General features: G+C 67.4%; 8 protein-coding genes. 7 read left to right on the plus strand and 1 reads right to left on the minus strand.

What is annotated here, in order from left to right; genetic code table 11:
* The 4 genes from ACODSK_RS16705 (at position 1) to ACODSK_RS16720 (ending at position 4,832) form a co-directional block, all read left to right on the plus strand.
* The gene (locus tag ACODSK_RS16705; protein WP_489017660.1) at positions 1-942 is read left to right on the plus strand and encodes an ABC transporter permease; all 942 of its coding nucleotides are present in this window, start codon (positions 1-3) and stop codon (positions 940-942) included.
* Positions 939-1,814: an ABC transporter permease gene (locus ACODSK_RS16710; RefSeq protein ID WP_489017662.1), complete on the plus strand. Its 876-nt coding sequence runs from the start codon at positions 939-941 to the stop codon at positions 1,812-1,814. The genes ACODSK_RS16705 and ACODSK_RS16710 overlap by 4 nt, the downstream gene beginning before the upstream one ends.
* 2 nt (positions 1,815-1,816) lie before the next feature.
* Positions 1,817-3,445 (plus strand): ABC transporter ATP-binding protein, encoded by a 1,629-nt coding sequence (locus tag ACODSK_RS16715; protein ID WP_489017664.1) that lies wholly within the window; start codon positions 1,817-1,819, stop codon positions 3,443-3,445.
* A 118-nt stretch (positions 3,446-3,563) separates the two neighbouring features.
* The gene (locus ACODSK_RS16720; protein ID WP_489017666.1) at positions 3,564-4,832 is read left to right on the plus strand and encodes an OprD family porin; all 1,269 of its coding nucleotides are present in this window, start codon (positions 3,564-3,566) and stop codon (positions 4,830-4,832) included.
* An 89-nt stretch (positions 4,833-4,921) separates the two neighbouring features.
* Here the strand turns inward: ACODSK_RS16720 and ACODSK_RS16725 are convergent, their stop codons facing one another.
* Complete coding sequence (locus tag ACODSK_RS16725) at positions 4,922-5,797, minus strand: GntR family transcriptional regulator (protein ID WP_489017667.1); 876 nt, start codon at positions 5,795-5,797, stop codon at positions 4,922-4,924.
* Between the two features lie 129 nt (positions 5,798-5,926).
* Here ACODSK_RS16725 and ACODSK_RS16730 point away from each other — a divergent pair, with 129 nt between their 5' ends.
* From ACODSK_RS16730 to ACODSK_RS16740, 3 genes are read left to right on the plus strand one after another with little or no spacing between them, the layout of a single operon-like run.
* Positions 5,927-7,423, plus strand: a complete 1,497-nt coding sequence (locus ACODSK_RS16730; RefSeq protein WP_489017669.1) for a serine hydrolase domain-containing protein — start codon at positions 5,927-5,929, stop codon at positions 7,421-7,423.
* A 16-nt stretch (positions 7,424-7,439) separates the two neighbouring features.
* Positions 7,440-8,726, plus strand: a complete 1,287-nt coding sequence (gene aptA / locus ACODSK_RS16735; RefSeq protein WP_489017671.1) for an omega-aminotransferase AptA — start codon at positions 7,440-7,442, stop codon at positions 8,724-8,726.
* On the plus strand, positions 8,723-10,147 hold the full coding sequence (locus tag ACODSK_RS16740; protein ID WP_489017673.1) for an aldehyde dehydrogenase family protein: 1,425 nt from the start codon (positions 8,723-8,725) through the stop codon (positions 10,145-10,147). The genes aptA and ACODSK_RS16740 overlap by 4 nt, the downstream gene beginning before the upstream one ends.
* Positions 10,148-10,323: the final 176 nt, after the last annotated feature.

Raw genomic sequence — 10,323 nt, forward strand, 5'->3', positions numbered from 1 at the left:
ATGCTGCGCTTTATCCTGCAAAAACTCGGCATGGCGGTGCCGACCCTGCTGCTGATCTCGCTGATGGTCTTCGCCCTGATCCGCCTGGTGCCTGGCGACCCGGCGCTGCTCATGCTCGGCGATATGGCCGACCCGCAGAGCCTGGCCGACATGCGCCGCACCCTGGGCCTGGATCATTCGCTGGTGACCCAGTTCCTGATCTGGTTCAAGGCGGTGCTCAGCGGTGACCTGGGCTTCTCCATCAGTACCCGCGAAGCGGTGCTGCCGCTGATCCTCGAACGCTTCGCGGTCAGTGCCGGCATTGTCCTGGTGGCGGTGCTGCTGGCGACCCTGATCGCGGTGCCGGTGGGCCTGCTGGCAGCGTGGAAACAGAACAGCGCCCTCGATCTGGGCCTGGTCATGAGCGCCACGCTGCTGCTGTCGATCCCCAGCTTCTGGCTCGGCCTGCTGCTGCTCTATGCCTTCGGCATCAAGCTCGGCTGGCTGCCGGTGGTGGGCTACGTCAGCTTCGCCCAGGACCCCTGGCAGGCGCTGAGCTACCTGGTGCTGCCGATCGTCACCCTGACCCTGGTGGAAGTCGGCGCCATCACCCGCATGGCCCGGGCCAGCACCATCGAGGTGTTGCGCCTGGAGTACATCGCCCATGCCCGGGCCAAGGGTCTGTCGGAGCGTGCGGTGCTGTGGCGGCATGCCCTGCGCAATGCCTTCGCCCCGACCTGGACCCTGGTCGGCCTGATCCTCGGCAATCTGCTGGGCGGCATCGCGGTACTGGAAACGGTGTTCACCCTGCCGGGCATCGGCCGGCTGATGGTCGATGCGATCTTCGCCCGCGACTACCCGGTGCTGCAGGGCTGCCTGCTGCTGATCACCTTCGTCTATGTGCTGGTCAACCTGTTCGTCGATCTGCTCTACCCACTGTTCGATCCAAGGGTGAAGTTATGAGTTCGAAACCCTCCCTGGCGCCGCTGGCCGCGCCCGCCGCGACGCCGCGCAAGGCGCTGCGGGCCTGGCCGCCGGCCAATGCGCTGATCGGCGCCACGCTGCTCGCGCTGCTGGTCCTGCTGGCCTTGCTCGGCCTGGTCTGGACGCCGTTCGACCCGCTGCGCATCGACCTGCTGTCGCGCTTGCAGGCACCTTCGGCGCTGCACTGGCTGGGCACCGACGAGTTCGGTCGCGACGTGTTCAGCCGCCTGCTGATCGGCGCCCGCACCAGCCTGTGGATCAGCCTGCTGGCAGTGTCGTTCGCGGTATGTGCCGGCACCCTGATCGGCATGCTCGCCGGCTACCTGCGTGGCTGGACCGACCGCCTGCTGATGATGTGCAACGACGCGCTGCTGGCGTTTCCCGGCATCCTCATGGCCCTCGGCATCATGGCCATCATCGGCGCCAGCCAGTACGGCATCGTCCTCGCCCTGGGCATCGCCTACACGCCGTCGGTGGTGCGGGTGGTGCGCGGTAGCGTGCTGTCCCTGCGCGAGCTGGAGTTCATCGAGGCCTCGCGGGTGATCGGCAACTCCGAGCTGTACACCATGCTGCGCCATATCGCGCCCAACTGCCTGGCCCCGCTGTGCGTGCTGGCCACCAGCATGTTCGGCTGGGCGCTGCTCTCGGAAAGCGCCCTGAGCTTCCTCGGCCTCGGCGTGCCGCCACCGGCGGCGACCTGGGGCAACATGCTCGCCAGCAGCCGGCCGTACATCGCTTCGGCGAGCTGGCTGGGCATCTTCCCCGGGCTGTTCATCTGCCTGGCGCTGCTGGCCATCAACCTGTTCGGCGATGCCCTGCGCGATCGTCTCGACCCGCGCATGAGGAAATGACCATGACCCACGCCAATTCCCTGTTGCAGGTACGTGACCTGCAGATCCGTGTCGGCGAGCACGGCCCGCTGGCCGTAGATGGCCTGAGCTTCGACGTGGCGCCGGGCGAGATCGTCGCTCTGGTCGGCGAGTCCGGCAGCGGCAAGACCATGGCCGCCCGCGCTGCCATCGGCCTGCTGCCGCTGCCGATGCAGGTCTGTGGCGGTCGCCTGGAGTTCCAGGGCCAGGACCTGGTCAGCCTCGACACCCGCGCCCTGCGTGCCATCCGTGGCGCGCAGATCGGCATGGTGTTCCAGGAACCGATGGTCTCGCTCAACCCGGCGCTGACCATCGGTCGGCAGATGGCCGAGGCCCTGGAGCTGCACACCGACCTCGACCCGCCGGCGATCCACCAGCGCTGCGTGGACATGCTCCAGCGCATCGGCATCCGCGACGCCGAGCGCTGCCTGGACTCCTGGCCGCACCAGTTCTCCGGCGGCATGCGCCAGCGCATCATGCTGGCCTCGGTGATGTTGCTGCGGCCCAAACTGCTGATTGCCGACGAGCCGACCACCGCCCTGGATTGCCTGGCGCAACTGGACGTGATCGAGCTGATGCTGGAGCTGACCCGCGAGCAGGGCACGGCGATCCTGTTCATCAGCCACGACCTGTCGCTGGTCGCACGCTATGCCCACAAGGTGGTGGTGATGCGCCAGGGCCAGGCGGTGGAGCAGGGCGCCATCGGCGATATCCTCCTGGCACCCAAGGCCGAGTACACCCGCCAGTTGCTCGAAGCCCTGCCGCGCCGGGGCGAATTGCCACCGCTGCCGGCCAGCGACGGGCCGCTGGTGGAGGTCGACCAGGTGTGCATCGAGCACCCGGGCCCGGCCAATTTCTGGGGCAAGCGTGCATACAAGCGGGTGGTGCATTCCGCCAGCCTGAGTATCGCCCCGGGTGAAACCCTGGCCCTGGTCGGCGGCAGCGGGTCGGGCAAGACCACCCTCGGCCGTTCGCTGGTCGGCCTGGTCAAGCCCTGTGCCGGTGCGATCCGTTTCAAGGGCGTGGACATCCTCAAGGCAGCCAATCGCACCCACCGCCTGCAATGCCAGATGATCTTCCAGGACCCGTTCTCGTCCCTCGATCCGCGCATGCGCATCGGCGAGATCCTCCTCGAACCGCTGCGCCACGAGCCGGGCCTGAGCGCCACCGGACGCCGCGAGCGGGTGGCGCAGACCATGCGCGATATCGGCCTGCCGGAAGCCTTCGCCGAGCGCTTCCCGCACCAGTTGTCCGGTGGCCAGCGCCAGCGCGTGGCGATCGGCCGGGCACTGGTGCGCCACCCGCAACTGGTGATCGCCGACGAGCCGATCTCGGCCCTGGACATGACCATCCAGAAGCAGATCCTCGAACTGTTCGAGCGCCTCCAGGCGCGCTACGGCTTCGCCTGCCTGTTCATCTCCCACGACCTCTCGGCGGTGGAGCGCATCGCCCACCGGGTGGCGGTGATGCACCAGGGCGAGGTGGTCGAGGTGGGCAGCCGCGAACAGGTCTTCGATGACCCGCGCCACCCCTACACCCGGCAGTTGCTGGCGGCAGCCAGCCCGCTGGAGAAGCTCGACGACGGCAGTTACCGAATACGTCGCGCCAGCTGACCTGAACCCCTGATCCAACCCCAGCGCGCCGGCTCCCGCAGCGGCGTGGCGGGGCAAGTCATGTCCGAAAAACAACAACAACAGCCTTTCCACAACGACTGCCAGGAGCCAGAACCCAATGAAACACGCAAACCTCAACCTGTTGCTCACCGGTGTCGGCCTGCTCTCCGTGCAGGCCCATGCCGACTTCATCAAGGACAGCAAGGCCTCGCTGGAACTGAAGAACTACTACTTCAACCGCGACTACCGGGAGGACGCCGGCCAGTCCAAGCGCGAGGAGTGGGCCCAGGGCTTCACCCTCAACCTGCAATCGGGCTTCACCGAAGGCACCGTCGGTTTCGGCGTGGACGCGGTGGGCATGCTCGGCCTCAAGCTCGACTCCAGCCCGGACCGCTCTGGCTCCGGCCTGCTGTCGCGGGACAACGAGGCCGAAGCGGGCAAGCCGAGCTACGCCAAGCGCGCCCAGGACGAGTATTCCAAGCTGGGTGTCACCGGCAAGGTGCGCTTCGCCCAGAGCGAACTGCGCAGCGGCCACCTGCTGCCGGACCTGCCGACCCTGCAACCGAACACCAGCCGGATCTTCCCGCAGACCTTCCGCGGCACCCAGCTCAAGTCCGGCGACGTCCCCGGCCTGGCCCTGATCGGCGGGCAGATCGACCGGGTGCGCCAGCGCGAGTCCACCGACTACGAGGAAATGGGCCTGACCAGCCAGAGCGGCGCCTACCGCAGCTCGGCGAAAAGCGACAAGTTCCGCTTCATCGGCGGCGACTACAAACTCACGCCGAACCTGCAACTGACCTACCACTTCGCCCAGCTGGAGGACATCTACCAGCAGCACTACGTCGGCCTGAAGCACAGCTTCGCCCTCGGCGGTGGTGCACTGAAGACCGATATCCGCTACTTCGATGCCGACAAGGCCGGCGCCGGGCTGGCCGGTGAAGTCGACAACCGCGCCCTGAGCACCCGCCTGGCCTGGAGCTACAAGGGCCACACCTTCGGCGGCGGCTATCAGGAGCAGTTCGGCGACACGCCGTTCACCTATGTCGACGGCACCAACACCTTCCTGTTCTCCGAGTACCAGTTGAGCAACTTCTCGCAGACCAAGGAACGCACCTGGCACGCGCGCTACGACTACGACTTCGCCGCCCTGGGCATTCCCGGCCTGAGCTTCTCGACCCGCTGGGCCAAGGGCGACCAGGCCGTGGTCAAGGGCTTCGATGGCGAGGCGCGGGAATGGGAGCGGGATATCGACCTGGGCTACGTGTTCCAGAACGGGCCGCTGAAAGGGCTGTCGCTGCGCTGGCGCAATGCGTTGACCAAGGCCAACTACCTGCGCGACATGAACGAAAACCGGGTGATCCTCGGTTACACCGTGGCGATCTGGTAATGGACGGGGTGGCGCGAATGCATGGCCTATCTGCTGGTCACGGTCCCTGTGGGAGCCGGCGTTGCCGGCGATCGGGGCAACGCCGAGGGTCAGCCCTTGCCCCGCGCCACCCCCATCTTGCTCGCCACTTCCAGATGGCGATGGAGCAGGGTCGAGGCCCATTCGTTGTCGCCCTGTTCCAGCGCATCGAGGATCGCCAGGTGTTCGCGGCACGAGACCTTGACCCGCTCGACGTTGTTCACCGAATGGAACTCGCTGAGCCGGCGCAGGCGGTTCTGCTGCTGCACCGCCTGGAGGATGTAGGCGTTGCCCGAGGCGGCGGCGAGCAGTTCATGGAACTGCGCGTTGCTCTCGAAGAAGCGCTTGCTGTCGGCCACCCCTTCGAGCAGGTCCAGTTGCTGCCGGCGGCAGCGCTGCATCTGCTCGGGGTTGAGGCGGAAGGTCGGCTCCAGCAGCCCGGCCGGCTCCAGCAGCATGCGGAAGCGGTAGCTCTCGAAACGGGTCTGGCGGTCGCTCAGGGTCGGCGCGAACTGCCAGCCGTGGCCGTGCTTGCGCTGCATCACGCCTTCATCGGACAGGCGCAGCAGGCAGCGGCGCAACACGCTCTTGCCGACGCCGTAGCGGCGCAGCAGGTCGCTTTCCGAGACCTGGTCGGGCAGCGCCTGGTTCAGGCGGTCGTCGATCAGCCGGGCATACAGCGCATCTTCTTCGTTGTGCAGCTCGCTGACCTGGGTCTGCGCCGCCACCGGCTCCAGCGGCACGCGAAAACCCTGCTGCGGCAGTGGCTCGATCAGTTGCTGCCCGGCCAGGTAGGCCAGCGCGCCGCGTATCGGCGAGCGCGACACGCCGAAGCGTTCCGCCAGCTCGACTTCCTTCAGGTGGCTGCCGGCAGGCAGTTCGCCGTTGTGGATGGCCGTGAGGATCTGGCCGGCAACCTTGGTCTGCAGCGAAGTGAGTTGAGCCATGGGGCGATGTCGTTCCTGTGACGGGTGAGGAGGGCGGGGGAGACAGCCCCGTCAATGTACCCATTGTTGTTTTATTTTGCATTTAAAAACATTGGCGGTTCGCCGCCGAGCTTTCGAGGAATCGCGTTGATGAGTTACATCCCACTGCCACGAGCCTTGCCCCGGGACAAGGGCGTCGATCCCCAGGCCATCGTCGACTTTCTTAGCGCGGTCCAGGCCGCCGGGCTGGAGCTGCACAGCTTCATGCTCTACCGCGATGGCGCCGTGGTCAGCGAGGCGTTCTGGCGGCCATATGCGGCACGACGCCCGCATGTGCAGCACTCGGCGACCAAGAGCTGGACCGCAACCGGCATCGGCCTGTTGATCGACGACGGGCACCTGGCGCTGAGCGACAAGGTGGTGGGTTTCTTCCCCGAACTCTGCCCGCCGCAGATCAGCGCCAATCTCGCGGCGATGACCGTGGAAGACCTGCTGACCATGCGCACCGGGCACCGCCGCGGCATTTCCGGCGGCGACTGGCGCAACCTGGCCAGCAGTTGGGTCCAGGCCTTTCTCGACGAACCGGTGGAAGAAGCACCGGGCCGTTCGTTCATCTACAGCAGCGCCAGCAGCTTCATGCTCTCGGCCATCGCCAGCAAGGTCAGCGGCCAGACCCTGCATCAGTTGCTCGACGACCGGGTGCTGCGCCACCTGGGCATGGACCCGCTGACCTGGGACCTGGCTCCGGAGGGGGTCAACAGCGGCGGCAATGGCCTGAGCTGCACCAGCGAGGACTCGCTGAAGTTCGGCGTGCTGCACCTGCAACGCGGCCAGTGGAACGGCGCGCAGCTGCTGTCACCGCAATGGATCGACGCCGCTACCCGCAACCAGGTCGAGGACGTGTGGATGGGCGAGTTCGACGGCAAGCAGTACCTGCCGCGCAATCCCGCCGACAACGCCAGCCGCCGCGAAGGCTATGGCTACCAGTGGTGGATGACCCGCCACGGCGGCTACTACGCCTCCGGGGTGTTCGGCCAGCAATGCATCGTGCTGCCGGAGCAGAACAGCGTGATCGTCTTCACCAGCGGCCTGCGTCTGGGGGAAAAGCGCTTGCATGCAGCGCTGTGGCAGCACCTGTTCCCCGGCCTCGGCCGCAGCAGCGACAACGCCGACGCGGCCCAGGCGCGACTCGACGCGCTGGTCGACAGCCTGCGCGTGCCGGAACTGGCGGGGGCCAGCGATTCCCTGGCGCGCATCGAGATGGCCGGGCGCTGGCGCATGGAGCCCAACGAGGACCAGGTCAGCGAGATCGCCCTGGCCTTCGACGCCGAGGGCTGCGACTTCACCCTGGTCGATCATCGCGGCAGCCACCGGGTGCGGGTCGGCCTGCACCAGGCCGTCGAGTCGTCCACCAGCATCACCGGCAACTACCTGCACCACCAGTACCAGCCCGAGCAGACCCCGGTGGTCGCCCACGGACGCTGGGACCAGCAGGGCAGCCTGCACATGCTCTGGCGCTTCGTCGAAACCGCCTTCACCGACCATGTCCACTGCCGCCTCGACGACGGCGTGCTGCTCTTCGACCGCGGCGTGAACACCAATGCCGGCGCCCTGCAACGCCCGACCCTGCGCGGCCAGCGCCTCTGAACCAAGGACATCCGTCATGACCCAAGCTTTGCACACCGGCCTGTGGGCCCCCTTTACCCCGATGCGTGACTTTGCCCGCCAGCCGATGCTGTTCGAGCGCGCCGAAGGCATGTACTACTTCACCCCAGAAGGTCGCCCGGTGCTCGACGCCATGGCCGGCCTCTGGTGCGTCAACGCCGGCCATGGCCAGCCGCGCATCGTCGAGGCGATCCGCGAGGCGGCGGGGCGCCTGGACTTCGTTTCCTCGTTCAAGATGAGTCACCCGGACGCCCTGCGCATGGCCGATGCCCTGGTGGCGGTGGCGCCGCGCGGACTGGACAAGGTGTTCTTCACCAACTCCGGCTCGGAAGCGGTGGACACCGCCCTGAAGATCGCCCGGGCCTACCATCAGGCCCGTGGCGACTGTCGCCGGACCAAGCTGATCGGCCGCGCCAAGGGTTACCACGGCATGGGCTTCGGTGGCTTGTCGGTGTCGGGGATCGGCCGGCAGAAGCGCGACTTCGGCCCGCTGCTGGGCGATGTCGCGCACCTGCCGCTACCCTACGACGCCAGCCTGCGCTTCAGCGCCGGACAGCCGGAGCAGGGCGCGCACTACGCCGAAGCCTTGGTCCAGTTGCTGGAAATCCACGACCCGGCCACCGTGGCCGCAGTGATCGTCGAACCGGTGACCGGCTCCGGCGGGGTCTACGCGCCGCCGCTGGGATACCTGCAACGCCTGCGCGAGCTCTGCGACCAGCACGGCATCCTGCTGATCTTCGACGAAGTGATCACCGGCTTCGGCCGTCTCGGCGACAGCTTCGCCGCCCAGGCCCTGGGCGTGACCCCGGACCTGATGACCACCGCCAAGGGCCTGACCAACGGCGCCGTGCCCATGGGCGGCGTGCTGGTCGGCGCGGCGGTGTACGAGGCCTTCATGCACGGCCCGGAAACCGCCATCGAGCTGATGCATGGCTACACCTACTCGGCGCACCCGCTGGCCTGCGCCGCCGGGCTGGCGACCCTGGCAGTGCATGAGGAACTGGGCATCAACGCCCATGTGCGGGCGTTGGCGCCGGTCTGGCAGAGTGCGGCTTTGGCGTTGCGCGGGCAGCCGCTGGTGCGTGATGTGCGGGCCATCGGCCTGCTCTGCGCGGTGGAACTGAACGGCCGCGCGGCGGAAGTGGCACGGCATTGCTTCGAGGCCGGGGTGCTGGTGCGTGCCTCAGGCGATAACATCGTGCTGTCGCCGCCGCTGGTGGTGACGGCCGAGGAGATCGGGCTGATCTTCGATACCCTGCGCCAGGCACTGGAGCGGGTCGCATGAACGCCCTCGACTTCTATATCGACGGGCGCTGGGAAACGCCCGTGGCGCGGCCGACCCTGGAGGTGATCGATCCCCATGACGAGCAACCGTTCAGCCGTATCAGCCTGGGCCACCGCGACGATCTCGACCGCGCCGTGGCTGCCGCGCAGCGGGCCTTCGTCGGCTTCTCACAGTGGACTCGCGAGCAGCGCCTGGCGTTGCTCGCAGCGATCATCGGAGGCTACCGCGCACGCAGCGAAGAGCTGGCGCAACTGGTGCATCGGGAAATGGGCGCGCCGCTGTCCCTGGCTCGCTCGGCCCATGTGCCGGCCGGGCTTGGCCATCTGCAGCGGGCCCACGACGTGCTGCGCGACTACGCCTTCGACCGTGCCCATGGCACCACCCTGGTCTGCCGCGAGCCGATCGGCGTGTGCGGCCTGATCACCCCGTGGAACTGGCCGCTCAACCAGCTCACCTGCAAGGTCGCGCCGGCCCTGGCTGCCGGTTGCACCCTGGTGCTCAAGCCCAGCGAACGGGCGCCGATGTCGGCCATGCTGCTGGCGCAGATCCTCCATGACGCCGGGGTGCCGGCGGGAGTGTTCAACCTGGTCAATGGCGACGGCGTGACCATCGGCGACGGCATTGCCCGCCATCCGGGGATCGACATGGTCTCGTTCACCGGCTCGACCCAGGCCGGCATCGCCGTGGCCAAGGCCGCGGCGGACACGGTCAAGCGGGTGTCCCAGGAGCTGGGCGGCAAGTCGGCCAACCTGATTCTTGCCGATGCGGATTTCGACGTTGCGGTTCGCCACGGCGTCAGCGCCTGTTTGCGCAACAGCGGCCAGTCGTGCAATGCACCGACCCGGCTGTTGGTGCCGCGTGCCTTGCAGGAGCGGGCTATCGAGATTGCCCGGGAGGTGGCGCAGGCGGTGTGCTTCGATGACCGCACGCCTGCCAGCGCCATGGGGCCGCTGGCCAATGCCGCGCAGTTCGAGCGGGTGCAGCAGATGATCGGTGCGGCAGTGGAGCAGGGCGGACGCCTGGTTTGTGGTGGTGTCGGGCGGCCGGTGGGGATCGAGCGCGGCTATTTTGTCCGGCCGACGGTGTTCGCCGATATCACTCCGGATTTGCCGCTGGCCCGTGAAGAGGTGTTCGGCCCGGTGCTGGCGATCATGCCTTACGACAGCGAGGAACAGGCTATCGCCATGGCCAACGACAGCCTCTACGGGCTGTCCGGCTATGTCACCGCCGGCAGTCTGGAGCGGGCTCGCGCGGTGGCGCGGCGGCTGCGTACCGGCATGGTTCACCTCAACGGCAGCAAGGCCGACAACGGCGCGCCCTTCGGCGGCTACAAGCACTCGGGCAATGGCCGGGAGTGGGGCGTGCATGGGCTGGAGGATTATCTGGAGGTGAAGTCGGTGTTTGGTTACCAGCCAGGCTGAGAGGTCGGTTCTGATGGCCTCTACACATTCCGGCCAGGTGAAACGCGGATCCTGTGGGAGCTGGCTTGTCGGAACGCCGAACCGCAGCGATAGCGGTAGTGAACTCACCGGCGTCATCGCTGCATAGGTATCTACACAACTTCAGATCAGCCATGAAGCCACAGGCCGCCGAGTAC

This window comes from Pseudomonas sp. FG98, from assembly GCF_057808595.1.

Coding starts and splice junctions, on each gene's coding strand:
- ACODSK_RS16705 (WP_489017660.1), top strand. CDS start 1: ATGCTGCGCTTTATCCTGCAAAAACTCGGCATGGCGGTGCCGACCCTG.
- ACODSK_RS16710 (WP_489017662.1), top strand. CDS start 939: ATGAGTTCGAAACCCTCCCTGGCGCCGCTGGCCGCGCCCGCCGCGACG.
- ACODSK_RS16715 (WP_489017664.1), top strand. CDS start 1,817: ATGACCCACGCCAATTCCCTGTTGCAGGTACGTGACCTGCAGATCCGT.
- ACODSK_RS16720 (WP_489017666.1), top strand. CDS start 3,564: ATGAAACACGCAAACCTCAACCTGTTGCTCACCGGTGTCGGCCTGCTC.
- ACODSK_RS16725 (WP_489017667.1), bottom strand. CDS start 5,797: ATGGCTCAACTCACTTCGCTGCAGACCAAGGTTGCCGGCCAGATCCTC.
- ACODSK_RS16730 (WP_489017669.1), top strand. CDS start 5,927: ATGAGTTACATCCCACTGCCACGAGCCTTGCCCCGGGACAAGGGCGTC.
- aptA (WP_489017671.1), top strand. CDS start 7,440: ATGACCCAAGCTTTGCACACCGGCCTGTGGGCCCCCTTTACCCCGATG.
- ACODSK_RS16740 (WP_489017673.1), top strand. CDS start 8,723: ATGAACGCCCTCGACTTCTATATCGACGGGCGCTGGGAAACGCCCGTG.